General features: G+C 40.4%; 24 protein-coding genes. 9 read left to right on the top strand and 15 right to left on the bottom strand.

The window, feature by feature from the left end; all coding sequences use genetic code 11:
• Window positions 1-39: 39 nt before the first annotated feature.
• From cxpE to LXF01_RS05190, 4 genes are all read left to right on the top strand, one after another.
• Entirely contained in the window at window positions 40-1,257 is a 1,218-nt protein-coding gene (gene cxpE / locus LXF01_RS05175; RefSeq protein WP_180021921.1) for a chloramphenicol efflux transporter CxpE, read from the top strand.
• Between the two features lie 18 nt (window positions 1,258-1,275).
• Entirely contained in the window at window positions 1,276-1,980 is a 705-nt protein-coding gene (gene hda / locus LXF01_RS05180; RefSeq protein WP_078190380.1) for a DnaA regulatory inactivator Hda, read from the top strand.
• A gap of 118 nt (window positions 1,981-2,098) precedes the next feature.
• Entirely contained in the window at window positions 2,099-3,910 is a 1,812-nt protein-coding gene (gene rbtA, locus LXF01_RS05185) for a rhombotarget A (RefSeq protein WP_233945131.1), read from the top strand.
• Window positions 3,911-3,934: 24 nt separating this feature from the next.
• Complete coding sequence (locus tag LXF01_RS05190) at window positions 3,935-6,349, top strand: CSLREA domain-containing protein (RefSeq protein ID WP_233945132.1); 2,415 nt, start codon at window positions 3,935-3,937, stop codon at window positions 6,347-6,349.
• 86 nt (window positions 6,350-6,435) lie between these two features.
• On the opposite strand, the gene LXF01_RS05195 is transcribed toward LXF01_RS05190, so the two are convergent.
• The 5 genes from LXF01_RS05195 to LXF01_RS05215 all read right to left on the bottom strand — a co-directional run bounded on the left by LXF01_RS05195 (window position 6,436) and on the right by LXF01_RS05215 (window position 9,726).
• Window positions 6,436-6,840, bottom strand: coding sequence for a DUF3106 domain-containing protein (locus LXF01_RS05195; RefSeq protein ID WP_233945133.1), 405 nt, complete (start codon window positions 6,838-6,840; stop codon window positions 6,436-6,438).
• Complete coding sequence (locus tag LXF01_RS05200) at window positions 6,830-7,150, bottom strand: hypothetical protein (protein WP_078190377.1); 321 nt, start codon at window positions 7,148-7,150, stop codon at window positions 6,830-6,832. Before LXF01_RS05200 ends, LXF01_RS05195 begins: the two co-directional genes overlap by 11 nt.
• The gene (locus LXF01_RS05205) at window positions 7,147-7,761 is read right to left on the bottom strand and encodes an RNA polymerase sigma factor (RefSeq protein ID WP_180034434.1); all 615 of its coding nucleotides are present in this window, start codon (window positions 7,759-7,761) and stop codon (window positions 7,147-7,149) included. Before LXF01_RS05205 ends, LXF01_RS05200 begins: the two co-directional genes overlap by 4 nt.
• A gap of 160 nt (window positions 7,762-7,921) precedes the next feature.
• Window positions 7,922-8,698 carry a TrmH family RNA methyltransferase gene (locus LXF01_RS05210; RefSeq protein WP_078192042.1) on the bottom strand — a complete coding sequence of 259 codons (777 nt, stop codon included), beginning with the start codon at window positions 8,696-8,698 and terminating at the stop codon, window positions 7,922-7,924.
• Window positions 8,699-8,751: 53 nt separating this feature from the next.
• Window positions 8,752-9,726 (bottom strand): class 1 fructose-bisphosphatase, encoded by a 975-nt coding sequence (locus LXF01_RS05215; protein WP_180023325.1) that lies wholly within the window; start codon window positions 9,724-9,726, stop codon window positions 8,752-8,754.
• Window positions 9,727-9,910: 184 nt separating this feature from the next.
• Here LXF01_RS05215 and LXF01_RS05220 point away from each other — a divergent pair, with 184 nt between their 5' ends.
• Window positions 9,911-10,108, top strand: coding sequence for an NF038105 family protein (locus tag LXF01_RS05220; protein WP_078190373.1), 198 nt, complete (start codon window positions 9,911-9,913; stop codon window positions 10,106-10,108).
• A gap of 277 nt (window positions 10,109-10,385) precedes the next feature.
• On the opposite strand, the gene pal is transcribed toward LXF01_RS05220, so the two are convergent.
• From pal to LXF01_RS05270, 10 genes are all read right to left on the bottom strand, one after another.
• Window positions 10,386-10,955 (bottom strand): peptidoglycan-associated lipoprotein Pal, encoded by a 570-nt coding sequence (gene pal / locus LXF01_RS05225; protein ID WP_111883946.1) that lies wholly within the window; start codon window positions 10,953-10,955, stop codon window positions 10,386-10,388.
• Window positions 10,956-11,023: 68 nt separating this feature from the next.
• Window positions 11,024-12,307, bottom strand: coding sequence for a Tol-Pal system beta propeller repeat protein TolB (gene tolB / locus LXF01_RS05230; RefSeq protein ID WP_180126505.1), 1,284 nt, complete (start codon window positions 12,305-12,307; stop codon window positions 11,024-11,026).
• Window positions 12,308-12,751: 444 nt separating this feature from the next.
• The gene (tolA, locus tag LXF01_RS05235; protein WP_233945134.1) at window positions 12,752-14,062 is read right to left on the bottom strand and encodes a cell envelope integrity protein TolA; all 1,311 of its coding nucleotides are present in this window, start codon (window positions 14,060-14,062) and stop codon (window positions 12,752-12,754) included.
• A 3-nt stretch (window positions 14,063-14,065) separates the two neighbouring features.
• Complete coding sequence (gene tolR, locus LXF01_RS05240; protein WP_233945135.1) at window positions 14,066-14,515, bottom strand: protein TolR; 450 nt, start codon at window positions 14,513-14,515, stop codon at window positions 14,066-14,068.
• Window positions 14,515-15,213 (bottom strand): protein TolQ, encoded by a 699-nt coding sequence (gene tolQ, locus LXF01_RS05245; RefSeq protein ID WP_078192037.1) that lies wholly within the window; start codon window positions 15,211-15,213, stop codon window positions 14,515-14,517. The genes tolR and tolQ overlap by 1 nt, the downstream gene beginning before the upstream one ends.
• 27 nt (window positions 15,214-15,240) lie before the next feature.
• Window positions 15,241-15,648 carry a tol-pal system-associated acyl-CoA thioesterase gene (gene ybgC, locus LXF01_RS05250; protein ID WP_078190367.1) on the bottom strand — a complete coding sequence of 136 codons (408 nt, stop codon included), beginning with the start codon at window positions 15,646-15,648 and terminating at the stop codon, window positions 15,241-15,243.
• A gap of 216 nt (window positions 15,649-15,864) precedes the next feature.
• Window positions 15,865-16,512 (bottom strand): hypothetical protein, encoded by a 648-nt coding sequence (locus LXF01_RS05255; protein ID WP_233945136.1) that lies wholly within the window; start codon window positions 16,510-16,512, stop codon window positions 15,865-15,867.
• A 97-nt stretch (window positions 16,513-16,609) separates the two neighbouring features.
• Entirely contained in the window at window positions 16,610-17,617 is a 1,008-nt protein-coding gene (gene ruvB, locus LXF01_RS05260; protein ID WP_168378058.1) for a Holliday junction branch migration DNA helicase RuvB, read from the bottom strand.
• Between the two features lie 245 nt (window positions 17,618-17,862).
• On the bottom strand, window positions 17,863-18,465 hold the full coding sequence (gene ruvA / locus LXF01_RS05265; protein WP_168378057.1) for a Holliday junction branch migration protein RuvA: 603 nt from the start codon (window positions 18,463-18,465) through the stop codon (window positions 17,863-17,865).
• Between the two features lie 110 nt (window positions 18,466-18,575).
• Window positions 18,576-19,916: a deoxyguanosinetriphosphate triphosphohydrolase gene (locus tag LXF01_RS05270; RefSeq protein WP_233945137.1), complete on the bottom strand. Its 1,341-nt coding sequence runs from the start codon at window positions 19,914-19,916 to the stop codon at window positions 18,576-18,578.
• 212 nt (window positions 19,917-20,128) lie between these two features.
• Between LXF01_RS05270 and LXF01_RS05275 the strand changes: the two genes are divergently transcribed.
• The 4 genes from LXF01_RS05275 to LXF01_RS05285 all read left to right on the top strand — a co-directional run bounded on the left by LXF01_RS05275 (window position 20,129) and on the right by LXF01_RS05285 (window position 26,663).
• Entirely contained in the window at window positions 20,129-21,163 is a 1,035-nt protein-coding gene (locus tag LXF01_RS05275) for a M20/M25/M40 family metallo-hydrolase (protein ID WP_442781351.1), read from the top strand.
• Window positions 21,164-21,550: 387 nt separating this feature from the next.
• Complete coding sequence (gene purL / locus LXF01_RS05280) at window positions 21,551-25,387, top strand: phosphoribosylformylglycinamidine synthase (RefSeq protein ID WP_233945138.1); 3,837 nt, start codon at window positions 21,551-21,553, stop codon at window positions 25,385-25,387.
• A gap of 327 nt (window positions 25,388-25,714) precedes the next feature.
• Window positions 25,715-25,840 (top strand): KGW motif small protein, encoded by a 126-nt coding sequence (locus LXF01_RS17515; RefSeq protein WP_267967530.1) that lies wholly within the window; start codon window positions 25,715-25,717, stop codon window positions 25,838-25,840.
• Between the two features lie 4 nt (window positions 25,841-25,844).
• On the top strand, window positions 25,845-26,663 hold the full coding sequence (locus LXF01_RS05285; protein ID WP_233945139.1) for an abortive infection family protein: 819 nt from the start codon (window positions 25,845-25,847) through the stop codon (window positions 26,661-26,663).
• The last annotated feature ends 8 nt before the right edge of the window (window positions 26,664-26,671 follow it).

Below are 26,671 nucleotides of genomic sequence, written 5' to 3' on the forward strand. Positions count from 1 at the left end.
CCTTTCTATAACGATTACATTGAAAAAAGGTGACTTTATATGGGTGATCGCACCTTGCGCCGAATATTTATTCTTGCTGGGATAGCATTGATCATATGGGTTTTATACTTATTAAAGCCTGTAGTTGTTCCTTTTATCGGCGCATTTCTAATTGCATATTTATTTAGCCCTTTAGTCGATAAATTACATAATATTGGCTTGCCGCGCTGGTTATCTATCAGTTTGGTCTTTATTGGAATTGGTGTCGCTATATTCCTTTCAATGTGGTTCCTCGTACCACTGGTATGGGAACAGTTGATGTATGCGAAAAACAATATTCCAAGCAATATTCATTGGGTCAACTATACATTCCTGCCGTGGTTATCAGAGACATTTAATCTTGTACCGATGGAAATTGATACAGAGCAAATGTCAGCAGCGATCATGGAGTATATTCAAACCAACTATAGTGCAGACAGTATCCAAGCCATGTTGTTAAAAGTGGCACAATCGGGTCTGAATTTCATACAGATTGGTGGCACGATTGTCTTAATTCCAATCATAGCTTTCTATTTCTTATTAGATTGGGAACGAATGTTAGAAAACATGCGTCGACTTATTCCACGTAAATATGAAAAAAGCACGCTCACAATCGTGGGCGAATGTCATGAAGTTTTAGGTGCATTTGTAAAAGGCCAATTCTTGGTAATGTTCTTATTGGGCGTTGTTTATGCGGTTGGACTCCAATTAGTCGGTATTGAGGTTGGTATCATCATTGGGATGATTGCGGGTCTAGCCAGTATTATTCCGTATTTGGGTTTTGCGGTTGGTATTATTTCGGCAATTGTGGCTTGCCTGTTCCAATTCGGTTTGGATTGGGTGCATTTGGCCTTAGTACTGGTGGTATTCATGGTAGGGCAGGCAATAGAAGGTTATATTTTACAGCCTTTCTTATTAGGCGACAAAATTGGTTTGTCTCCTGTGGCAGTGGTATTTGCAGTCCTTGCAGGCGCGCAATTGGCAGGACTCCTCGGAATGCTCATTGCACTACCCGTTGCAGCGATTATTGTAGTCTTATTACGTCATGCACGCGAAAATTACGAGAAAAGTAATTTATACCGAAATGATGTACTTGTCGTAAATGATGCTGCAAGTGGCACTTTAAACGTAGAAACCAATCAAGTTGCTGTCGATATTGAGCTCAAAAATCAGTCTGCAAATTCGCTGCAAGATCCTGAAATTTCGAGTAACATTGAAAGATCAGAACATAAAGATTGATAAGGCCAAAATATAGATATGCGTCAATTGCAGCTAGATATAGAACCACAACTCGATGCCCGAATTAGTGATTTTTCTGGGCCGAGTTGGGGGCATGTAATCGATGGTGTTCGTCAGTTACATGCTGGTTTAATGAATCGTTTCTATATCTATGGTGGAGCTGGCACAGGAAAAAGCCATTTACTGTCTGCAATATGTGACTCCTATTTAGAAATTGGCAAATCAGCAATTCAAGTTTCATTGCTTGAATTGCTAGATGCTCCCACTGAAGCGATTACTTCGCTCGATCGCTATGACTTAGTGGCTTTAGATGATATTGAAGCCATCAGTGGAGTTCCACATTGGCAAAAAGCTGTTTTTCACCTGATTAATTATAATAACGAAGAAGGGGGGCAATTGGTCTTTTCATCTCGGCTGGCGCCCATTGAACTCAAACTTGAATTGCCAGATTTACAGTCTCGATTAACTCAGGCTGTCAGTGTAAAAGTACCAAATGGTAGTTTATACGCAGACCGACAAGCACTCGTAAACTCTGTTTTGGCGCGACGTGGCATCCATATGGATCAACAAATTGTAGATTATTTGTTGGCACATGGGCCGCATCAGGCATCCATTTTACTTAGATCTTTAGAACAACTGATTCAGATGTTAAAAGGTGAAAAAGTCAAATTGAGTCATGCCAATTTAAGACAAATTTTTGCCCTAATTGATGAATATCGGTAAGCAATAAAAATTCTTGAGTAATTACTCAAGCTGTGACAAAGTACGTAAAAATATTTTAATGTTGCAAGGATTGTGCAACTTAAGAATAAAAAGATAAAAAATATTTAAGGAGATGGATATGCTCAAACAGAGCATAGGTATTGGCATGCTTCTCATAGCAGGTCATGCATTTAGCGCAGAAATTATCGTTACAACCACTGAAGATGTTGTAAAGGATGACAAGGAATGTTCACTTCGTGAAGCCATAGAATATATCAATAATGGTATGCCAGAAGCCGGATATAATGGTTGCGGAGGTAAAGACGCCTATGCCTCAATTTCTCTGAAAAAAAATGAAGTTTATAAACTCACTAAAAAAATTGATATTAAAGCAGAACTGAATCTGAAAACGGCGTATGACAGTAACGTCAATGAAGATGTCGTACTCGGTCTTAATAATGCCGTCATTGAAATGACGGGTAAGGATCAAATTTTTAATATTAATGATGGCGAAAAAGAACTACTTGCGATCAATTTTAAAGAAATTTCATTTAAAGGATGTAAGCAAGATCAATGTGCTGATAAAGGCGGCATCATTTTTAATAATGAAAAACTCACACTTGAAAATGTAAAGTTTGAAGATGGCTATGCACGACTTGGTGGTGCAATCTACAATGTTGGATTCTCAGAAGATGGCGCAGCTGTAGCAAGCCGTCTATATATACGAACCACGATTTTTCAAAACAACAAAGCGGTAGATGGTGGTGCAATTTACTCAGAAGCACCGGCTTATGAAATCTATACATCTTTGTTCAAAAATAATGAAAGCACTTCAGGTCGAGCGATTGTTTACAATCAAAATGGGCTCGCGGACATCAGCAAGTTGGTGTTCAGTAACCCTCAAAATATCATTGCCAATAGTACCTTTTTCAAAAACAAAGGTTTTGCTGTCAACTTACGTGATGGTTTAGCACTCAATAATATTACAGTACTGAAGAACAGTGGCGGTATCGAACTAAATAGTACCTCTGAGCATGCTTATTTAGCCAATAGTGTGGTGATTGGTAATGCGCTCAGTGGTACCGCTCAAGATTGTAAAGTCGTGAACTCAGGAACAGACCAATCTGTTTTTTATAACAACTTAGTGGCTGCGAGTTGTCCTGTTGGGCCTGCTGCAAATTTAAATGATGTATGGTCTGGGACGAGTTTAATTGCGGGTGAAGATGAAGGTAGCTGTAAAACCTTAACAGAAGATCGTAATGCACTTTTCTGTCCATTTACCACAGCAAATAACGCATTTATTGGTTATTTACGTCCTCGTATTTTATTAGATTACGAAACGATTTTCTCAAGCCCGATATTAAATAAGGGGAAGACCACAGCAGATGGCAATGAGCATCATGTGTATTGCGAGTCTTCTGATCAGCGAGGAAAAAATCGTAATTTGGATGATGTTTGGTGTGATCGTGGTGCAATCGAAATTGTGGTTCCTGTGAGCATGCCTCGATTAGGTAAAGACATTCGTACAGGTGAAGTGGCCAAGTTTAATATTTTAGATGCATTAGGTGACAGTGATTTAATTCCAAAAGAAGAATGTACAAAAGTGATGGGTATGGCAAATCCAACGGGTGAGCCATGGCAAGATGGTTGCCCAATAATTGTACAAAGCACCGAATCTAAAGGTAAATTTACACTGAATTTGAATGGTGATTTTGAATACACGCCAAATGGAAATTGGCATGGCGCAGATATTTTTGAATTGCGTGTGGTGACGTCTTCAACCCGTTTTAATACTTCGGCAAAAAATTATTTAGCTGCAGTAGTGCGTATTTTCCAAGAACCAAACAATGAAATGGAAAGTAAAACTGTTAAAACATCGGGTGGTGCTCTAGGCTGGGCGAGTATTTTTGCGCTGCTTGGCTTAGTTGGATTTCGTCGCTTTAAAAAATAGTCTGGATAGAATTAAGGACAGCACATGAAAAATTATAAAAAAGGATTGCTGGCGGTCATGGTCCTTGCGGCTATGTCATCTATGGCAGCGACAAGTAACATCATCAAAGTTACGACCTTTGATGATGAAAATGGTGAAAATCTCAATCAATGTTCTTTACGTGAAGCGATTGAAACTGCACGTAAAAACAAATCTTTTGGTGGATGTAATGTCGGTAATCCAAATAATGGGCAGACCGATTATATTCAACTTGAAGCAGGTGAATATCTTCTGACTAAAGGTGAGTTAGTTCCGCTCAATCAGATCGTGATTGAGGGGAAAATTCGCTTTAACTATGATTCAAAAAATTTACTGACGCAGAAATTTCCTGCCTATGAGGATATTAGAACGACGATTAATGCCCAAGGCAAATCGCGTATTTTTAATACTTCACGCTCAGAAGCCAACTTTATCGTCAATAATGTACGCCTTACTGGCGGGATGGCAGAAGACCGTGGTGGTGCCTTGTATTTAGGGGGAGCATTTACCTTAAATAATGGTGCAATAGAAAACTCTCAGGCCAAAGTTGCTGGCGGTGCGATCTACTCCGTTGCGCATAATATGTCGAAAAAAACATTATTGGTGAGCAGTTTAGTTCAGGGCAACATTGCACCTAAAGGTAGTGTTGTCGCTATGGATTGTATCGGGAACTTGGGGGATACCCAGCCTGAAATTGTGTTCCAGCAAAGCAGTATTATTCAAAATGGTTCATCGACGAGCAATAGTGTGATGGACTTCTGTGGAAATGCCAAGGTTGAACTGACAGCAAATACGATTGCAAAAAACCAAGCAAATCCAAGTACGGGTAGTATTATCCGTGCCATTTCTCAGGGAACGGATCGTTTAAGTGCTTTTTCTAGCTTCGTTTTAACCAGTAATACAATAGTCGAGAACAATGCGGCTAGTACCTATTATTATGATAACAATGGTACAAAGGCTTGGTATTTCAATGTATTGGCCTACAATACTGGTGGAAAATCTTGTCGTTATCTGAATAATGCAGTACCTGATAATGGTCAAAAATTTGTGGCAAGTAATAATGCATTTGAACTGGCAGCCGCACAGTGTGATTTACCAGAAAGTGTGCTGAATAGTACGGAAAGCTTTCTGCAAAACCATGATGTAAGTAGTTATGCTATGGGGACTTTATTAAGCGCCCTACAAACAAAATCTGCTTATAATTTGTATTTACCTTTGTATTACCCGAAAGCAATCGGCAGTGGTTTTGACTTGATCAATCTGGGCTTAGACGGCTGTAGTGATGCGGATCAACGGGGCATTTTGCGGATCACAGATGGTACTTTACAGTTATCACCTACGCAAAGAAACACATGTGATATTGGTTCGGTTGAGTTAATGAATTTAACCGCAGCAGATATGGCAGATATTACCAATGAGTCTTTAACAGCTCTGCAAGATAAGTATCAAAATACAATTGATGCTTTGAAAAAGGATATCGACGATCCAGATTATGCAGAATACAAAGTTGCCAATCAGGATGATTTAACAAAATACGAAGCGGCATTCAGTGCATTAAAAAATAACCTCAAATATCGTGCGGTTTATTTTGATCCATTCCCAGCATCATTACCTCAAGAAGAGTCTGTGAACGGAAGTGCTGAAACACGACAAATTGCCTTAAATGCTGACAACTATACCGTGACGACTTCACCAATCGGCATTGGTAGTGAAATTACGGTGTCTAGTACAGGCGAAGCAAGTATTGTGGGTAATCCACCACATGACCTGCACTGTGATTGGGATGCTGGAATAAAACAAATCGTTATATATCGCACCAGTGGGGCAACAACAGCGCCTACCGAATACGGTTTTTGTAAATATACGCTAAAACAAAAGACAGGGAGTCAGGCGGAATCCTCTGGTGTAGTACGTGTGGCATTTAAAAATATGACCCCAGTGGCCAAAGCTGCTCAATACACAATTAGTCCGTCAAATAATTTGTCTGTTACCGTCAATAATTTATTAGAAAATGCTAATGATGATGGTGATGGTCCAGTTGCATCTATGCCAGCGGGTAAATCGGTATGGCATAAAAATGAAGAAGGCCAAATTATTCCAATTCGTTTTACGAAAATCCCAGCAGGTTTAAACTTTGAAGCTGAGTATAGTGGCAGTTGCCCAGCAAGTTATTTAAAGGAAACTTGCTACGGTGGAAAAATTACCTTCTCAGTAAAAAATGGCTTTAGCCAGTTTGACTATCCTGTTGAATATAGTGTTGTCGATAGTGATGGCATTGCATCAAGCAATGCAATTCTGACTCTTAAGAATACCGCGAAGAACACCAACTCTTCTTCTAGCGGCGGTGGTTCGATGGGATTATTTGGGCTGTTGACACTGATTGGTTTAGGTATGTATCGTAAGCGTCGGTTGAGCAAGTAATACAATAAAAAAGCCTCGATAAGAGGCTTTTTTATGGCTTAACTAATGTAATTGATTTGATTTTCGCAACATGCTGCTGTTTTAGATTAGTGAGTGACAGCGATAGGCTGTAAATATTTGTTGATATACTCATCGCGAATAGCTGGTCGTTCATCAGGACTAGCTTTTTGCATACGTGTCGCGAGTTCTTTACGTTCTAAAGTACTCATTTTTTGCCAAGTTTCGCGCATACGTTGCTTTTCACTATCTGGAAGTTGAGTGAACCAATCCATGCGCTGTTGCAAGCTGACACGTTGATCTGCAGGAATCTCTTTGAGTGCCTGATACTTTTTAATTAAAGCCTGTTGTTCTGCTTCAGATAGCGAATCCCAAGTTTCATTGACTTGAGTATCTGCATCTTTTGAAAATATCCAAAAGCGATCAAAGCCAGCAAAACTGGTTTGCAAAAAACTAAAAGCACAGAATGCAATTGCTAATTTTTTAGCTGCCATGTGGAACTTTGTCCTCACCCAGAACCATCAACATTTCAAGATCTTCTACCATTTGAGGGGAGAGCTTAGGGGTTGAAATCACCTGATTTTGTGGTTTGTCATCCAGTACAGTCGCATTCGGTAAAATGACGAAACCTGCAATTGCTGCTGCAAGTGCAAAGCCAGACATTTTCCAGAAACCATAACGAGAAGTTTCGCGCTGATGAATATCTTCAAGCACGTTATTCATGACAGTTGCTTTGTCTTTATGGTGCTGTGCGAGTCCATCAAGTTTGGAAGTTACTTGCTTTAAGAAATCATCTTGTTTCATTCGGATGATCCTCCCATATGTGGATTCAAATGTGCCAAAGCGGTACGTAAACCTTGAATGGCACGGTGGTAATGTGTTTTCACACTGCCTTCGGAACAATTCATAATTTCTGCAGTTGTATGCGTATCAAAGCCTTCCCAAGCTCGCAACATAAATGCTTGTTGCTGGCGGACTGGAAGTTCTGCGATAGCATCTTGTATTTCCTCTGCAGTGACAGCCTGATCCAGAAAGTCGAAAGGGTTTGGTGTAGTTTCATCTACCACATCCTGTATCTCGACATCGTCGTCATCTAGGCTGACTTTTCTAAATAGGGAAAACGGCTGTGAACGACGTGCTTCTTTTCGACGCCAGTCTTGCAGCTTGTTATTTAAAATGGTGTAAAACAGGGGATACCATTCCTCTGTGGACTTTTCAGCATAAGCTTTATGTAAGGAAATAAAGGCTTCTTGCACCAAGTCCATGGCAATGCCATGTTGACCGTGCGTTGCACTTTCCATCATTACTAAAGCACGCCCCGTCACTTCATTCATGAAGTTTTTCAGGCGAGACTCAGCCGTGCTTTTTAAAACACTGCTGTCTTGCGTCTCGGACTTTTTGGGTGCTAAATCCATAGAGATGGAAAATCCTGTCATCGGATACCCACCATTATTTCCATATTCATATACAAATAACGATGGAAATAACGGTTAGGTTGACAAAAAGAATTATTATTTTTTCTAGTGTAGTCTATTTTTTTCAGGCTTAAGCGCTAAATACAATAAAATAACGATTTTACTGACGCTGACGTACCATTTCAAAAAAACAGATCGAGCCAGCAATGGCTACGTTTAGTGATTCTTGACCACCCGGTTGAGGAATCGCAACGGCTTCTGCATGTTGTAATGCATACTCAGAAACACCTTGACCTTCATTGCCTAAAATCCACACACATTGTTTGCGTAAATTTTTGCTATATAGGTTTTCAGACTGATGTGAGCTTGTTGCATACACTGGAATTTTGAATTTAGTCAAAATATCTTCAAGGGCAATATTTTCAAAGGTATTTAATGAAAAATGTGCGCCCATACCTGCGCGTAATACACGCGGTGACCAGAGCGATGCAGAGCCTTTGGTACAAACAACTTGCTCAATACCCGCCGCGGCAGCAGAACGGAGTAGGGTGCCTACATTACCGGGGTCTTGAATATTGTCTAAAATTAAGGTGTCTTCACTGAAGTTAAGCGCTTCACTTGAACTTGGTAAATCCACAATTGCTAAGCAAGCAATAGATGTTCCAAGTGTACTGATATCTTTATATAAAGATTCACTTAGAATGAACACCGCACCTTGATATTGTTCCGCAATGCGGTCGAAATCAGCATGGTTAATTGCTTGTTCAGTGGTGAAAATCGATTTGATTGGACGTTTTGAGTCTAACCATGACAACACCAAGTGTGTGCCTTCCAAAACAGTTTGACCTTGTTTTTTACGGTAGGCATTTTGTTCGATTAAGCCACGGAGGTGTTTAATTTTAGGGTTGTCTTTTGATTCGAGATAAATCAGAGCCATGAGGGAGATATCCACGAAAGTCAGCAAAAAATACTGACTTTCGTTATAAGAAATTAATTATGGTATGACGTAACTAGGTCAACTTCGTTTTTAGAACCAATAATCACAGGAACACGTTGATGAAGTTCTGTAGGTTGGATGTCTAGAATGCGGACACGGCCTGTTGTAGAAGCACCGCCAGCTTGTTCCATCAACATACTCATTGGGTTTGCTTCATACATTAAACGTAGACGGCCTGCTTTTTTCGGATCTTTGAAGTCGTATGGATACATGAAGATACCGCTACGGCAAAGAATACGATGAATATCACCCACCATACATGCGACCCAACGCATATTGAAGTCTTTTTCACGCGGGCCAGTTTTACCTGCAAGAAGTTCGTCGATATAACGTTTTACAGGCTCTTCCCAGTGACGTTGGTTCGATGCATTAATTGCATATTCTTTAGTGTCTGCTGCAACCGCAATCGCATCTTTAGTTAATAAGAATTCTTTGCTTTCTGGATCAAAAGTAAAGAAGACTACACCAGCGCCAACAGTTAGAGCCATCATTGTTGATGGACCATACAGTACATAACCTGCAGCCGCTTGGTTAACACCCGCTTGCATGAAATCTTCAGCTTGCGTTACCGCATTTTTTGAAGGAAGAATTGAGAAAATTGTGCCAACACACATGTTGATATCGATGTTGCTTGAACCATCTAATGGGTCGAACAAGACAAGATAATCGCCATTTTCTTGAGCTGGTGTGAATTCATCTAATTCTTCAGATGCCAAACCACCGACATGTGGATGAACTTTTAATGCATCGATGAGGTAATCATTTGAAATGACATCAAGTTTCTTTTGTTCTTCACCTTGAACGTTTTCGTGTTGCGCGCTACCCAATACACCAGCCAAAGCACCTTTTTGTAAAAGAAGGTCGATGTCTTTGCATGTATTACCAATTGTTTCAATAACTTGTGCTAATGCAGGAGTAAGATTACCACTTTGTTGTTGTAGAAATTGGGAAAGGGTGAGATTTGACATAACCGGAAAACTCCAAATATTAATTTATCAAAAATGATAAAAATGTGATTGTGCAACATTTTAGATGAGAACGAAGGAAAAGAAAAATTAAACTAGACTATTTGTCGTGATTTTACCCTTGCAAGTCCTGAATAACATGCTATGTTGAATCTAATGTATAAATCGAAAGACAGGGAGTACAACAATGACCACACAAAAATTTGATGCGACTCCAACTGCAACTGAGGGATTGAATTTAGACGATATTTCTGCGGATACCGTTAAAGCTGCATGGAGCAGTTACGAAGCTAAAGCAGAGTATAAAAAGTTCAATAAACATGATCTCATTGAGTCGATGCAAACAGAAAAAGAAAATGCTGAACATCCGGAAGCAGAAGCATAATGATTTGGATTGTTAAGCTAATTTTCTAGTTGGTAAAGCTAAGGATATCGTTTTAAAAGTCGTTCATTTGCATTTTTAATTGGATATTTTTTTAAGTTCTAAAGCCGCTAATCGAATTTATCCTGAGTTAAAGGGCTAAATTGAGTTAAAGCAAAGAACATTGCAATAGAACGGTGCAAATGAAACGATATAAATTAAATGATATAGGTTAAATCAAAAAAGCACTCATCAATGAGTGCTTTTTTTAGCTCAGACTTATTCAAGTCTTATTCAAGTCTTATTTAAGTAGTGGAGGAACCGCTTCGTAGTTAATTTCTACACGGCGGTTTTCTTTCCATGCATTTTCATCATGACCCGCATTGATTGGCATTTCTTTACCATAACTAACTGCTTCAAGCTGATTTGGACTTACGCCTGTTGTAATCAGAAAGCTTTCAACAGCTTTGGCACGACGCTCACCAAGCGCCATGTTGTATTCACGAGTACCACGTTCATCGGTATGACCTGTTAAAGCCACGCGTGAGTTTGCATTAGCAACAAGAAACTGTGCATGAGCTTGAAGGGTTTGTAAGTCTTCATTGCTAAGCTCTGTACTGTCGTAGTCAAAGTGTACTACGCGCTTCGCTAAAAAAGCTTTATTCGCTTCAGTTACACCTTTCGATGATGCACCCGCTAGGTTTTGTGCATTGAGTGCTGCATCTTCACTTAAACCAGAAGTGTTTACAGTGGTTGAGCTATTTGGGTTTTGTCCTGCTTGTACGTCTGCTGCAGGTTTACGGCTGGCACAACCAGTCATTACTAATGCTGTAGCTAAAACAGGTAATGCAATCAGTTTTATCGCTTTCATATTGATCTCCATGACGGTTATTTATGATGTTTCATTAAAAAGTTATTGTTGAATAAATCATGCAGTGTTTATTTCGGTGCCCAAGCTGGTTCACGAACTTCACCTTGTTCACTTGGTAAGTTCATGCGGAAACGACCATCTAAAGACATGATCGAGAGCAAACCACGGTTTGCTTCACGTGTTGCATACACCACCATTTGACCATTTGGAGAGAAGCTTGGGGATTCATCTAAACTTGTTGGTGTTAAAATATTGGTTACACCAGAACCAATGTCTTGAACCGCAACTTTATAGTTACTACCGCTAGGACGATGCACCAAAGCTAATTTTTTACCATCAGCACTTAAAGTGCCACGGGCATTGAAAGCGCCACGGAAAGTCAAACGTTTTACGCTTTCAGTACTTAAGTTGTAGGTATAAATTTGTGGAGAGCCACCACGGTCAGAGGTAAAAATAAATGATTTACCGTCAGGGGCATAACGTGCTTCTGTATCAATCGCTGTGTCATTGGTCATGCGTTTTAATTGGCGAGTCTGTAAATCCATTTGATAGATTTCAGGATTGCCATGCATTGAAGCGGTAAACAACATAGATTTACCGTCAGGTGAGAAGCTTGGAGCACCATTTAAACCACGGAAACTTGCAACTTTTTCACGGTTACCACTTGCTAAGTCTTGGATGTAAATTGCAGGGCGTTTGGTTTCAAAAGAAACATAAGCTAGCTTTTTAGCATCAGGTGTCCAAGCAGGGGACAAGATTGGATCACGTGAAGTCAAAATGGTACGGGGTTGTTCACCATCCGTATCTGCAATTTGTAGGGTATAGCGCTGATCTGGTGTTGCTGCATTACGCAATACATAGGCAATACGGCCGCTGAAGTCACCTGGAATGCCAGTTAAAGCTTGATAGATTGCATCACTGATCATATGCGCTGCTTGACGGTAACGTGAAGCAGGTACAGTGAGTAGTTCATTTAACAGGTATTGTTTTTTTTCAACATCATACAGTTGGTAGTGAATTTCATAAGAGCCATCTGCTGTTGTTTTTGATGTGCCTGTCACGACATAGGGTACGCCCGCAGCTTTCCATGCTTCTGCATTAGGTGAATTTATTGTTGCAGTTGCAGGTAAGTTTTTAGAGGCACTGGTAAATTTACCTGAGCGGTTCAAGTCATTTTCAACCACTGGATAAATATTTGAGTCATTACTAAAAGGCACGATCGCAATTTTAGGTGCCTCTTCAGGCGCCTTGGTGATTTCAAGATGAAGCTGTGCATGTGTTTGAGTGATTAAAACTGGACTCAAAGCGGTCATAATTGCTAAGCAAAGAAGATGTTTACGCGTCATTTCCATCATTCGCTAACTACTCTAAAAATGTGAGTTATTGTCTGTATTAGGTTGTGTCACATAATGGCATGATTTTGGATTATTAAAAGCATGAAAATATGACTGAACTGTTATAACACTGTGAAAAATGCAGAGATTTTATTCGAGTTCACTGAAGTTTATCTTAAAATTGGTGCAGACAACATCACATTTTGAATTGGAAATGATAATTCTATATAGTTGAAATTTAATTTTTGAATCAAATGTTTAGAAGAAATAAGTAGCTCTTGATTAGGCTGAGTTAGTAAAACTTATATATATGTCATTTTATGAAAAGTGTCGACCAAATAGAATTTGTTTCATTCAAAAAATCAGTGAATGAACCCATCTAATCAATAAATTTTCCAAAGTTTGCCATATTCAGAAGAAATATAAAAAAATCCCCGCAATCAATGCAGGGATTTATCAAACTTAATTTGAAGATCTAAATGTAGAGGTAAAGCTTTGTGCTTCACGTCTAGCATCAGGGTCGCTTGGCATTGGGTACGGTGCTGCAGCACGAACCGCGGCTTCAATACTGGCTTTCATATCAGGGTCACTAGAGTTCACAATAACTGATCGGACTGAACCACTTTCTGATAATGTCACCCGAGCAGTTGCCGATTTACCCGCAGAGTCAGAAGGTGTGTCCCATGCACGACGGATTTTATTTTCAAAATCTTTCTTTGCAGTAGATGCAATCTTCTTCGCTTCAGCCTTTTTCTGTGCGGCTTCTTCAGCTGCTTTTTTAGCTGATGAAGCTTTGGCTTCTTCGGCTGCACGTTCGCGTGCTTCGGCATCGGCTTTAGCCTTTGCATCTGCCTTGGCTTTTGCATCGGCATCTGCTTTACGTTTTGCAGCTTCTGCATTGGCCTTGGCTTTCGCATCAGCATCTGCTTTACGTTTTGCAGCTTCTGCATTGGCCTTGGCTTTTGCATCAGCATCTGCTTTACGTTTTGCAGCTTCTGCATTGGCCTTGGCTTTCGCATCAGCATCTGCTTTACGTTTTGCAGCTTCCGCATTGGCTTTAGCTTTCGCGTCTGCATCTGCTTTACGTTTTGCAGCATCCGCATTGGCCTTGGCTTTTGCATCTGCATTGGCTTTTGCCGTTGCTGCAGCTTTGGCTTTGTCAGCTTCTGCTTTTCTTAAAGCATCGGCACGGATTTTTTCAGCCTTGGCTTTGGCATCAGCATCTGCTTTACGTTTTGCTGCTTCAGCATTGGCTTTCGCCGTAGCATCTGCGTTTGCGTTTGCGTTTGCTTTTGCCTTGGCCGCATCCGCTTCGGCTTCTTGTTGTGCTTTTAGTTTTGCAGCTTCAGCCGCTTTAGCTTGTTCTTGAGCACGCTTTGCATTGTCCGCAGCTTTTTGTTCAGCAAGTTGTTGTGCTTTTGCCGCAGTGAGTGCCTGTTGAGCAGCAATCTGTCGATCTGCCTTAGGTGGTTCTGCTGGCTTAGGTGGTGCAGCCGTTGGAATCTCGGGTGCTGGTTCAACGCTAGGTTCTGCTGTTTGCGTGATTTGTTCAGCTACATTTTCATGCGCGGTTTCATCAAACTCAGTGACTTCACGTGTTACAGGTTTTAAATCTTCCGGTTTTACCAAAACAGTGGTTATTTTTTTAGGGGGCTCAGGTGGTTTACTCATGCCAAGATAAAGTAAGCCAACCACAGCGACGATATGCACACCTAGTGTGAAACCAATCGCAACGGCTTTTTGTTTAAAAGGCGGCTTGTTGAAATCTTTCATAAATTATTTTAATGGCTCAGTCAGTAAACCTACTTGTGTTAAACCTGCATCTTGAAGGGCAGACATGAGTTTCATGACTTCACCATAAGGACGAGATTCACTGCCGTTAATCAGGACACTCATTTGCTTTTTCTGTTCGCTCGCTTCATTTTGCGAGGTCGTTAAAACAGATTTAAGTTCATCGAGTGTGAGTACATCATCTTGATGATTTTTATCTTCGAGAGTGATCGTGCCATCTGCTTTCAGTGTAACAATCGCTCTACTATCTTCCGCTTGCATAGGCGTGCCATTTGCCTGTGGTAAGTCGACTTTGACGCCTGTGGTGATCATAGGTGCAGTGACCATGAAAATCACCAAAAGAACTAACATGACATCAATATAAGGTACGACGTTCATGTCACTTTTTAATGGTTTTTTGATGCGCTCAAAGCGTCCAGAACGTTGAATAGCCATTAGTCATTGTCCTGAGTTGAACCTACAGACTGGCGTTGTAATAACGCAACCATTTCTTCGGCAAAAAGCGCACGATCGTTATAAACGGCTTCACCTTTGGCTGTGAAATGGTTAAATGCAAGTACAGCAGGAATCGCTGCAAAAAGACCAATTGCCGTTGCAATCAATGCCTCTGCAATACCAGGAGCAACCGTAGCAAGGGTGACTTGGTCAACATCTGCCAAACCAATAAAGGCGTTCATAATGCCCCAAACGGTACCAAATAAACCGACATAGGGTGCAACCGAACCAATACTCGCAAGCGCACCTAAACCATTTTCTAAATGTCCTTGGTCGCGACTTAAACCCACACGAAGAATACGTTCTGTACCTTCAATTGATTGTTCTGCACTGGCATTACGCTTTTTAAGTTTGAAAAACTCGCCTAAACCTTGATAGAAAACATCTTCAAGGCCAACACGTTTCGAGTTGAGTTGAGCATTGTTGTATAAAGTGTTGAGTTCGGCGCCAGACCAAAAGATTTTTTGGAAATGTTCATCATCAGCCTGCGCTTTTTTATAACTCATGTGTAACTTGGCAATCAGATACCAACTGAATAACGAAGCTAAGAGCAGCAGGAGCATTACCAGTTGTACGACAGGACTTGCTTGTAAGATGAGGTCTGAAACTTTGAGTGTTGATTCGAGTTGAGTTGCCATAGTTACTACATGTGCCAAATAATTTTTTTAATCTTGTTCCAATTCTTTCAGAATCAGTTCACGTATTTCATCAGGAAGGCGACGGGGTTTCATCTCTGCACTGATACATGCCAATTCTACCTCACCTGATGCCAGCATAATATCACCACGATAAATATTTTGTTGCAACACAAATGACGTAGCCTTACACGAAACTACACTTGCTGTAACAGTAATTAGGTCATCCATTAATATAGGGCGTGAATATTTCACATTAATTTTATGAACGACAAAGTTGTAATCTTTTTGATGCCAATAATGGTCTACACCTGAAGCGCGCAGCCATTCTGTGCGGGTACGTTCCATAAAGCGAATATGATTTGCGTGGTAAACAATGCCACCTGCATCTGTATCTTCAATATATACACGAATGTTGAATTCGAATTTATTCGCCATGAGAGTGTTCCGTCTTTATAAAATCTGAAAAATATTGTTCTGCACTTCAGCAAAGAATTAGAGCATTTAAAAATGGCGATAATTCAATGATTCGTCAAGTGCTTCAATGACGGGCAGTTTAGCACCGTGAGTCATCAGTCCAATGGCACAAGGTTTCAACTCACGTAAATCTTTAACTTTCGTAGATGTTATTATTGATTAAAAAAGAGACTGCTTTTAATTTGTTTGTTCATCTAATTTAAATTTTGCATCGACAAAATCCTGTAGATGAGCTGCTAAATATCCCGCAATATGAAAGTGAGTTTCTTCCATTTTCTTTTTCTGTTGCTTGGGGAGTAATGCCTTCAAAGATTCATACATATACGTTAAGCAGCAAAAGCCAAGGCCAATAACTAACATGAGTAAAAGTTCATTAGCTAGATCTATCCAGAAAAACACATAAACGAGTATGACTAAAGCAAAGAATGAGAAGCTGAAATACAACGTATTAATTTTTGCTGGTTTAAAGTTTTCCTTGACCAAAACTTGTACGTCGTCGTGATAGTACGTCCCAATAAAAATGAGGGCAGAAGTATAGTTGAAGCTCAGGTTTTTTATACGATATGCAGAAGGCGATTGTTTAATAGTTAAGATATTATCTTCACTTACTTCTATGGTTTCTTTGCTGAGAATTTTTTCACATTCGACAGTGATAAAATAATTGTATTCGGCGTGAAATAAGCTTTCAAAATCACTCATTTGTTTAGGGCTAAATGAACTGATGGGTTGTTCTCTGGGAATGTTTTCAATGGCACTGTCTAATGGAAGGTTTTGAATGTATTCGCTATTAATTTTGTTAATTATTCTATTCTCAAGATTTATCATTTTAGTTTGCTGTTTGTAGTGGATTGAATTTATTTTAAAATTTAAATAAACATTCAGGGAGCATTTAACTCCCTGAAGTCGTTCAGTGAATAATCGTCTATTTATCTTTCGGCTCTGGTGGTGTCATCCCAAACTGTAAATAAGCCATATTGGTGGCAATACGTCCACGTGCAGTACGCATGACATAGCCTTGCTGAATGAGGTAGGGTTCGATCACATCTTCTAGGGTCCCTGAGTCTTCTGCCATAGCAGCAGCTAAAGCTTCTACACCTGCAGGGCCACCATCAAAACGCTCTAGTAGCATTGATAAATAACGGCGGTCTAGCGTATCTAAACCATCTTTATCGACATTTAGCATGTCCAAAGCACGTTGAGCCATCTCTTGGGTTACTTCACCCGTACCTTTAACTTGCGCATAATCACGGACCCGGCGTAATAAACGGTTTGCAATACGAGGTGTCCCACGAGCACGGCGTGCAACTTCTTGAGCACCTTCGGCAGTCATGGGTACATCCATCAAGTTTGCAGATCGAGTCACAATATGCGTTAAGTCTTTGACAGAATAGAACTCTAAACGTTGTACGATACCGAAACGGTCACGTAAAGGAGAGGTCAGTAGGCCTGCACGAGTCGTCGCTGCAACAAGAGTGAAGGGTGGTAAATCCAGTTTGATCGAACGGGCAGCAGGGCCTTCACCAATCATGATGTCGAGTTGGTAATCCTCCATCGCTGGATAGAGAATTTCCTCAATGACAGGTGAAAGACGATGGATCTCATCAATAAATAAAACATCACCTTCTTCGAGGTTGGTTAGCATCGCAGCCAAATCGCCTGCACGCTCAAGGACAGGGCCTGATGTAGATTTTAAGTTGCCGCCCATTTCACGCGCAATAATATTGGCCAGTGTGGTTTTACCTAAACCCGGTGGGCCAAAAATTAAGGTGTGATCGAGTGCTTCTTCACGGCCACGTGCAGCACCGATAAAGATTTCCATTTGTTCACGGACGACAGGCTGCCCGATGTAGTCATCGAGGGATGTTGGGCGAATGGCACGGTCGAAGTGGTCTTCGGGTTTTTCTGAACCACTGATAAGACGGTCTTGCATAATTATTTAACTAATCTCTATATCGTTGTGGAAGAATCACAGCCTCAAAAAGCGATTGAACTTTAAATGCCATTGTATAGGCGATTCTCACTTTTGACTGGGCAAAAGTGACAAAACCCATTTGTTAAACTGATGCTACGTCCTTGTAGCACAGTTTAACGGCGACATCCTTGTCGCCTGCGTGATTCACATACTGTCTATAACCCTAAAAGGCAAAGGATGCGGTGCTCATTAGAAACTACAAATTATTTATTCATCGACTTTAATGCAGCACGGATAATGTCGCTGGCTTCAGTAAAGTCACCTTTGGCAGCATTCACTAATTTTTGTGCTTCAATTGGTTTGTAACCTAATGATTGCAATGCCGCCTCAGCTTCGGCAACTGCAGAGTTGCCTGTAAATTGAATTTGTTCAACAGTTGAATTGGTTGGTGCAGTGCCTGAAGCCATGGCTTTAAAGCGATCACGAAGCTCAATCATGAGGCGTTCAGCGGTCTTTTTACCCACACCCGGAACTTTGACTAAGGTGTTTACATCTTCGTGTTCAACCGTATGAATTAGCATTTCAACACTTAAGGTCGACAAAATGCCCAGTGCCATTTTAGGGCCTACGCCGTTAACTTTTAACAGTGTGCGAAAGATCAGTTTTTCTTGAGCATTGCTAAATCCATACAGCAGTTGTGCATCTTCACGAACAGCCAAATGTGTCCACAGGGTAATTTTTTGACCTTTTTGTAGTTGGCAAAATGTTGAAAGTGGGGTGTCAATTTCATAGCCCACACCATTTACATTGAGTAATACCGTTGGTGCTTCCAATGCCAGCACTTCGCCAATTAAACATCCGATCATGTCATTTATTCACTTTATTTCAGTTTAGTCTGAGCCATTTGCTCAATTTCAATTTGTTGTGAGATTAGCGTGAAGGCCAGCGAATTACTAGCCTTCACATTTTTTCAGCTTTAAAAGAAACCAACTTTATTGCCTTGAAGTTCCTGTGCAAGGTTATAAGCCTGATGGTCTGAAAATTTAGAGATAATATCCAATACTTGCATGATGTTTTCATAATGCAACGGCCCAAAATGTGCCCCCGAACGGTGGAGAATGGACATCAGTCGCTGTTCTTTAAAACTCAAGGTTTTATTTGGCGTAGTTAGAGGAATAAATGCGTCTAAAATATTTTGCAGACTTTGGTGTGCAATAATCTCTAAGCCTGCTTTTTGTGGATGTTCAAAAATTTTATCGCGAGCTAATTCTTTCGCTCGGTTAATTCCACACTCGATATCTTCACTGCAATACTGCAATAAACTGCCTTTAAGTTGACCTGACAAAATTTCATGATGATGGCGGGCGAAGGCTGTCGTGACTTCTTCGACTAGACGTTTCATCACTCGACCACGTAATGCGGCAATTTTTTGTTGCCAAGTGGTATCAGTCATCGCCAATTCGGCAGGTATGCCATAGTCACCGACCAAATCAAGGAAAATTGGCTCAACTTCATTATAACTCAACATATTGAGAATAATGCCATCTTCCAAATCAATCAGGGCATAACAAATATCATCTGCGGCTTCAAGCAAATAGGTCAACGGATGACGACAGTAGTGATATTCGCCCAGTTGAATTAAACCCAATTGTTCTGCAATTTGCTGCAAGATTTCTTTTTCTGCTTGATAACAACCAAACTTTGCTCGTTGGCTTGCAGGTTTATTGCCTTGCGATGCAATGGTTTTTGAAAGCCACGGGTATTTTAAATATGCACCTAAAGTTGCATAGGTTAAACGCATACCACCATCATTCGGGTGATAGTCAATTTTAGTCAGTAAACGTAAGCCTTGTGCATTACCTTCAAACTGACGCACATCGGCTTCTTCTTCAGGGCTTAAGTCCTGTAAAAAGTTGGTATGCGATGCGTCATCAAACCATTCTCGAATGGCATATTCGCCTGCATGGCCAAAAGGTGGATTACCAATATCGTGTGCCAAGCACGCAGCTTGAATAATTGCACCGACATCGGCAGGTGAAATCCACATCGGGAGTTCATCTTTAATTTTTTCAGCCGCCAGCATCCCCAATGAACGTCCAATACAAGACACTTCTAAAGAGTGAGTCAGGCGAGTATGAATACCATCGTGTTGGGTGAGGGGATGGACTTGGGTCTTGCGGTTTAATTGTCGAAAGCTTTGCGAAAAAATAATGCGGTCGTAGTCTTTGTGGAAGGGGCTACGTGCCTGTTCAGAACTGTGTTTATTGCTACCAATACGAACTGTAGAAAGAAGTTCAAGCCAACGCATTTGAGTCATTTATCATTATTCAATTATTACTTGAATTGAATAATGCCAAACTTAGCAGAAAAGCACTAGTGTGGGACGACACAACTTGTCTTAAAAGATGTATGAGTGATTTGCCTTAATGAAATGCAAAACAAAACAGAAATTTAAAAATGGGCTGCTAGTATAGATGGGCAAATTTTACCTTTTATCCCATTTTTTAATTTTTAATGAGAATAATTTAAATGTATAGAAAACAATTTCTTCCTACGTTGACTGCACTAAGTTTGGGCGTGACATTTTTTTTGTCAGGTTGTACAAGTTTCAATACAGAAAAAAATATAACGAAAGTGCAGCCAAACCAAAATGTTGCTGCATCTGAAAATAGCATGATGCATCATTTACAAACATTTGAAGAAATTGCGGAACAAAATGGTGGCAATCGTGCAGTAGGTACAGCAGGTGGATTGGCTTCTGCACAATATATTCTTGAACAAGCCAAGAAAGCAGGCTTGCACGCGCAAATGTTGCCATTTGAAAATCGAGAAAAGACCGTTGGGCAAAATATTGTGATTGAGATTGAAGGGCAATCCAAAGATACCGCTGTTATTGTCGGCGCGCACTATGATTCGGTGAAAATGGGGCCTGGGATTAATGATAATGCTTCAGGCGTTGCAGTATTGTTAGCATTATTACAAGACTATGCGAAGCAAAAGGTAAAACCTAAACACACACTATATCTTGCTTTTTGGGATTCGGAAGAGGTTGGTATTGCAGGTTCACAAGCTTTTGTGAAATCACTCAGTGAGAAACAGCTTCAAGGCATTCAAGCCTATATCAATGTTGATATGGTGGGAACAAAGAATCCGAATATCATGATTGCCGATGGTGACCATTCATCAATTGCAGAAATGGCGGCACAGTTTAAAGCCAATGGACTTGCACAAAGTGATTATCAGCCAATCTTAGACAGCATGAGTCAATTACCTAAGCACCCGCAGGATGCTGCATTAGAACAAAGTATGCGTCAATATTTTAAAACCAATAATATGCAGATTAAAGATGATGTAACGACTTTAACAGCAAGCGATACTTTGCCATTTTTAGGGAAAGTTCCCGTTACTTCACTAATTTTATTTAATGAGCAAATGAAAGGTGATGAACTCGAATTTGCACCGTGCTACCACAAGGCTTGCGATACGATTGATGGTGTAGATGTAAACTCACTGAACTTAGCCCTTAATGTAATTCAACATCTATTGTCAGATTTGAATAAATAAAATGTTTCAATTTCAAATGTGAATTGATTTTAGTCTTTTATGAATTTCAGGTTTAAATCTCACACATTTAGACCTGAAATTCATTTTCAAATATGGTTTGAACGCTTGATTAAAAAGTGATTTTTTGTTGAAAAATAAAAATTTTTATAGTTTGAATATTATTCTTAGGGTGAAATGAAAAAATCAGATAATTTTGTGTTAATCTGTGCGACTAAATTCAATTTTATTATTTAAAAATAAAAGCATTATTGCCTAAAGTTGCCGATATAAGCACTACAATTTCACTTTCACATCTAGCTGATTTAACTAATACACAGTAGAATATGCGCTCTCTCAAGTCACATTGTGGCATGGTCTTTTCGATCATCCCGTGGAGCCAAAATCAGCATGTTTATCGTTGCCGGTGCACCTGCACATTCTTCATTTAAGAAAACTCAACTATTATCACGTTTAACGTCAATTAGTTCTGTTCAATCAATTGAAAGTCAATGGGTTTACCTTTTTGACCAAGCGCTCAACGAGCAACAACAGCAATCCGCTTTACAGCTTCTCAACGATGGTCAATCTTTTGAATTGCACCAAGCAGCAAGTGACGAAGTCCAAATTTTAGTGACGCCACGTGTTGGAACCATCTCTCCGTGGTCGTCTAAGGCAACAGACATTTTTGCCAACTGTAATACACCGGTTCATCGCCTTGAACGCGGTGTTTTGTTTACTTTGAAGGGCGTAAATGCTGTTTCTGATGAAGTAAAACTAGCATTACATGATCGCATGACCGAAAGTGTTTTCAATGCTATTGAAGATGCTGCGGCACTTTTCTCTGAAACTGAACCAAAGCCGCTAAATGCAATTGATATTTTAGGTCAAGGCAAAGACGCTTTAGTGAAAGCAAACTCTGAGTTTGGTTTTGCACTATCTGACGAAGAAATTGATTATTTAGTTGCGGCGTTTAACAAGCTTGGCCGTAACCCGCATGACATCGAATTGATGATGTTTGCCCAAGCGAACTCAGAGCATTGCCGTCACAAAATTTTCGGTTCTGAATGGACAATTGATGGTGAAGTTCAACCATTGTCATTGTTCCAAATGATTAAAAACACCTATAAAGAATCACCTACAGATGTATTGTCGGCATATAAAGACAACGCTTCTGTAATTGTTGGTTTTGACACACAGCGTTTTTATCCAAAACAAGACGCTGAAACAGGTCACCACGTTTATAAATACAAGAGTCAAGCCGCTCACATCTTGATGAAAGTGGAAACACATAACCATCCGACAGCGATTGCACCATTTGCTGGTGCAGCAACAGGTTCGGGCGGTGAAATCCGTGACGAAGGCGCAACAGGTCGTGGTGGTAAGCCAAAAGCAGGTTTAACAGGTTTCACTGTTTCTAACTTGAATATTCCAGGCTTTGAACAGCCTTGGGAAGAAAACTACGGCAAACCATCTCGTATGGCATCTCCACTTCAAATTATGATTGAAGGCCCATTGGGCGGTGCAGCCTTTAACAACGAATTTGGTCGTCCTGCGTTAAACGGTTACTTCCGTACATTTGAACAAAATGTCAATGGCGATGTAAAAGGCTTCCATAAGCCAATTATGATTGCCGGCGGTTACGGTAACATCCGTCCTGACCATGTAGAAAAAGATGCGATTCAACCAGGCGATTTACTCATCGTACTGGGTGGTCCTGCAATGCTCATCGGCTTAGGTGGCGGTGCAGCGTCTTCTGTAGACAGCGGTAAGTTGGGTGAAAACCTAGATTTCGCTTCTGTACAACGTGAAAACCCAGAAATGGAACGCCGTTGCCAAGAAGTCATCGATGCGTGCTGGCGCATGGAAGATCATAACCCAATCGTGTCTGTACATGACGTAGGCGCGGGCGGTATCTCAAATGCAATGCCTGAACTTGTGAACGATCACGAGTTAGGTGCGGTACTTGATCTGCGTAAAATTCCATCGCTTGAAAAAGGCATGTCTCCGATGGAGATCTGGTCGAATGAAGCGCAAGAACGCTATGTATTGGCAATCCGTCCATCATCTTTAGAACTCTTTGAATCACTATGTGCACGTGAACGCTGTCCATTCGCCGTACTAGGTGAAGCGACTGAAGCGCGTCATTTGACTGTTGAAGATCCATTATTCGGCAACAAAGCTGTGGATATGCCAATGCAAGTGATGCTTGGCGGCACACCGCGCATGAGCCGTTCATACGAAACGATTGAACGCAAAGGCGATGACTTTGATGCGTCTAAAGTGACTGATCTAAAAGATGCAATTTACCGCGTTCTTAAGAATCCAACTGTTGCATCTAAATCGTTCTTAATCACCATTGGTGACCGTTCGATTACAGGTATGGTTGCACGTGATCAGTTCGTCGGTAAGTGGCAAGTGCCTGTAGCGGATGCTGCGGTAACAACAACTAGCCTTGTAGGTTATACAGGTGAAGCAATGGCAATGGGTGAACGTCCGCCAGTTGCATTGTTAAATCCTGCTGCGTCTGCACGTTTATCAGTAGCAGAGTCCATTTCAAACATCATGTCTGCAAAAATCGACCAGATCAGCGACATTAAATTGTCTGCAAACTGGATGGCTGCTGCAGGTCAACAAGGTGAAGACCAAGCATTATTCGAAGGTGTTAAAGCCATCGGTATGGAAATGTGTCCTGCACTAGGTATTGCAATTCCAGTAGGTAAAGACTCATTGTCTATGCGTACAACGTGGAATGACGAAGGCATCGATAAATCTGTAACTTCTCCAATGTCAGGCGTGATCACTGCATTTGCACCTGTGACTGATGTTCGCAAAACATTGACACCTGAATTGAAAAATATCGAGTCTGTACTGGTACGTATTGATTTGTCTAAAGGTCAATTCCGTCTTGGCGGTTCGATCCTTGCTCAGGTTTATAAAGCAATTGGTTCTGTAACACCTGACGTAGACAGCTTCGATGACTTCAAAGCATTCTTTGCATTGGTTCAAGACTGGAACAACCGTGGTCTAATCAAGGCTTACCATGACATCGGTGATGGCGGTCTGCTGGCAACTGTTGCAGAAATGATGTTTGCTTCACGCCTAGGTGTAGCACTTGAAGATCAATCTACTGCAAGCTTGTTTGCAGAAGAAATTGGTGCAGTGCTTCAAATCAGCAAAGCGGATTGGGCTGCCTTAGAAGCTGAAGTTGCAGCGTCTAGCCTTAAAGATGCAATTGCGGTTGTAGGTACTGTAAATGATACAGATATTTTAACTGTAAATGGTTTGTGCTTAGACCGTGCTGAATTACAGCAAGCATGGACAGAAGTGTCACATCAAATCCAACGTCTGCGTGACAACGTAGAAACTGCGGATCAAGAATATGCGCTGATTGCTGACAAATCACATGCAGGTTTAATTGCAAAACCAACATTTGATTTGAACGAGCCTATCGAAGCACCGTACATCAATGAACGCCGTCCAAACATGGTGATTCTGCGTGAACAGGGTGTAAACGGTCATGTAGAAATGGCTGCTGCATTCGATAAAGTCGGCTTCAACACTGTAGACGTACACATGAGCGACTTGCTTGCTGGCCGTATCAGTCTTGATGACTTTGAAGGTTTAGTTGCATGTGGCGGTTTCTCTTACGGTGACGTATTGGGTGCAGGCGGCGGTTGGGCTAAATCTGTATTGTTTAACCCGAAACTTCGTGACCAATTTGAGAAATTCTTCAACCGTGATGAAACTTTCTCTCTAGGTATTTGTAACGGCTGTCAAATGCTGTCTCAGCTTGCACCATTAATTCCGGGTGCAGAAGCTTGGCCTCGTTTCCACCGCAATACTTCAGAGATGTTTGAAGCACGTGCTGTCAACGTACGCGTTGAAAAATCGAACTCTGTATTGTTAGAAGGTATGGAAGGTTCGATTCTTCCTATCGCTGTAGCACATGGTGAAGGCCGTGTAGTTGCTAGCGCGGAAAACATTGCAGCATTGAATGCTGGCGATCAAGTGATCTTGCGTTATGTAGATAGCCAAGGCAACCCAACACAGCATTACCCAATGAACCCGAATGGTTCGCCAGAAGCGATTTCAGGTGTAACGTCTAAAGACGGCCGTGCAACAATTATGATGCCGCACCCTGAACGTAACTTCCGTGCTATTCAGCATTCTTGGAAACCAGAAGATTGGGATCAAGATGGTGCTTGGTTACGTATGTTCCGTAATGCACGTAAATTTATTGGTTAATCTTAGATAGATGAATCATAGAAAAGAGCCGCCTTCGGGTGGCTTTTTTTATGGTTAAAATTTACCAAAAGATATATTAATTATTGTGAATGCTTGTTTTTACACATATAATCGCTTTCGATTTTTAACCACCTGCGGGTGGTTTTTTGTTGGTTTTAAATTTTTATTTCTCCCACTGAACTTGGTTTAGATTTTGCTTTTATACTTGTAGAAACATGCTAGTGTGTATTTTATGCACAATAACTATGCAAGATTAAAGACAGCAAGATAAAAGAAAGATGGATAACTAAACAAGTTCGGTATCAACACTCATGATGAGGTGATGACATGATTAAAACAGTAGAATATTCGGCAGTGGATAAGTCTGCGCTGCGTAAAAAGGGCTGGAAGCTTTTTGGTGCAGTGGTATGTTTGCAGTTGGTGTTTTTAGTTTTGGGCTATGCTTTAAACTAAAGCAATGATTTTAAAAAAATATATACCGCCAAGAGGCGGTTTTTCTATACAATTTAATAAATTATTAATACTCTTTAAGTATATGAATCAGATTGAAAAATTAGAATTGCTACAACAAATTTTGATTGCTAGAGCTACTCATAAGCATCAGGAAGGTGATAATCAAGAGTATCAATTATTACGAAAAGAATTTTATAACTCTGATTTTAAAGAATATTTACCAGCAATGGTCAAAACCTCAAGAAATTTTGATCAATTTTGGCAATTTATAAAAGTAAAATTTCAACATTATGATGAAAGAAGAAATTTTATATATACTGAGTTTCAGTCAACATTTGAACGTTGTGAAACATCAAATATTGTGCCTCTTGATAAAGTAATTGAGCAGGCTATTTTAAAAATAGATTCTAATTATATTCATGAAACATGGAACAAAGCATTAGAGCGTAGGCAAGTTGATCCTCAAGGTGCAATAACTATTGCAAGAACTCTATTGGAATCAACTTGTAAATATATATTGGATAATGAAAAGATTGATTATGGAACAACGCCAGATTTGAATCATTTATATAGAATGACTGCAAAATTGTTAAATATTGCGCCATCAGATCACACAATGCCTATTTTTAAACAAATTTTGGGTGCTTGTACATCTGTTGTAGAAGGTTTGGGTGCCCTTAGAAATAAAATTGGCGATGCGCATGGACAAGGTAAAGTGAATTTTAAACCTGCGCCAAGACATGCAGAATTAGCCGTAAATTTAGCTGGAACAATGGCTGTCTTTTTATTTTCAACATGGGAAATTAAAATAAGTGAATTATAAAAAAACCA

The organism is Acinetobacter sp. SH20PTE14, from assembly GCF_021391555.1.
Classification (GTDB): domain Bacteria; phylum Pseudomonadota; class Gammaproteobacteria; order Pseudomonadales; family Moraxellaceae; genus Acinetobacter; species Acinetobacter amyesii.

Excerpts from the sequence above, each read along its gene's own strand:
- rbtA (WP_233945131.1), top strand. The coding sequence starts at position 2,099 with ATGCTCAAACAGAGCATAGGTATTGGCATGCTTCTCATAGCAGGTCAT.
- LXF01_RS05275 (WP_442781351.1), top strand. The coding sequence starts at position 20,129 with ATGTATAGAAAACAATTTCTTCCTACGTTGACTGCACTAAGTTTGGGC.
- LXF01_RS05195 (WP_233945133.1), bottom strand. The coding sequence starts at position 6,840 with ATGGCAGCTAAAAAATTAGCAATTGCATTCTGTGCTTTTAGTTTTTTG.
- tolQ (WP_078192037.1), bottom strand. The coding sequence starts at position 15,213 with ATGGCAACTCAACTCGAATCAACACTCAAAGTTTCAGACCTCATCTTA.
- LXF01_RS05220 (WP_078190373.1), top strand. The coding sequence starts at position 9,911 with ATGACCACACAAAAATTTGATGCGACTCCAACTGCAACTGAGGGATTG.
- ruvB (WP_168378058.1), bottom strand. The coding sequence starts at position 17,617 with ATGCAAGACCGTCTTATCAGTGGTTCAGAAAAACCCGAAGACCACTTC.
- tolB (WP_180126505.1), bottom strand. The coding sequence starts at position 12,307 with ATGGAAATGACGCGTAAACATCTTCTTTGCTTAGCAATTATGACCGCT.
- hda (WP_078190380.1), top strand. The coding sequence starts at position 1,276 with ATGCGTCAATTGCAGCTAGATATAGAACCACAACTCGATGCCCGAATT.
- LXF01_RS17515 (WP_267967530.1), top strand. The coding sequence starts at position 25,715 with ATGATTAAAACAGTAGAATATTCGGCAGTGGATAAGTCTGCGCTGCGT.
- tolR (WP_233945135.1), bottom strand. The coding sequence starts at position 14,515 with ATGGCTATTCAACGTTCTGGACGCTTTGAGCGCATCAAAAAACCATTA.
- tolA (WP_233945134.1), bottom strand. The coding sequence starts at position 14,062 with ATGAAAGATTTCAACAAGCCGCCTTTTAAACAAAAAGCCGTTGCGATT.
- LXF01_RS05255 (WP_233945136.1), bottom strand. The coding sequence starts at position 16,512 with ATGATAAATCTTGAGAATAGAATAATTAACAAAATTAATAGCGAATAC.
- pal (WP_111883946.1), bottom strand. The coding sequence starts at position 10,955 with ATGAAAGCGATAAAACTGATTGCATTACCTGTTTTAGCTACAGCATTA.
- cxpE (WP_180021921.1), top strand. The coding sequence starts at position 40 with ATGGGTGATCGCACCTTGCGCCGAATATTTATTCTTGCTGGGATAGCA.
- LXF01_RS05210 (WP_078192042.1), bottom strand. The coding sequence starts at position 8,698 with ATGGCTCTGATTTATCTCGAATCAAAAGACAACCCTAAAATTAAACAC.
- LXF01_RS05285 (WP_233945139.1), top strand. The coding sequence starts at position 25,845 with ATGATTTTAAAAAAATATATACCGCCAAGAGGCGGTTTTTCTATACAA.
- LXF01_RS05190 (WP_233945132.1), top strand. The coding sequence starts at position 3,935 with ATGAAAAATTATAAAAAAGGATTGCTGGCGGTCATGGTCCTTGCGGCT.
- LXF01_RS05200 (WP_078190377.1), bottom strand. The coding sequence starts at position 7,150 with ATGAAACAAGATGATTTCTTAAAGCAAGTAACTTCCAAACTTGATGGA.
- ybgC (WP_078190367.1), bottom strand. The coding sequence starts at position 15,648 with ATGGCGAATAAATTCGAATTCAACATTCGTGTATATATTGAAGATACA.
- ruvA (WP_168378057.1), bottom strand. The coding sequence starts at position 18,465 with ATGATCGGATGTTTAATTGGCGAAGTGCTGGCATTGGAAGCACCAACG.
- LXF01_RS05215 (WP_180023325.1), bottom strand. The coding sequence starts at position 9,726 with ATGTCAAATCTCACCCTTTCCCAATTTCTACAACAACAAAGTGGTAAT.
- purL (WP_233945138.1), top strand. The coding sequence starts at position 21,551 with ATGTTTATCGTTGCCGGTGCACCTGCACATTCTTCATTTAAGAAAACT.
- LXF01_RS05270 (WP_233945137.1), bottom strand. The coding sequence starts at position 19,916 with ATGACTCAAATGCGTTGGCTTGAACTTCTTTCTACAGTTCGTATTGGT.
- LXF01_RS05205 (WP_180034434.1), bottom strand. The coding sequence starts at position 7,761 with ATGGATTTAGCACCCAAAAAGTCCGAGACGCAAGACAGCAGTGTTTTA.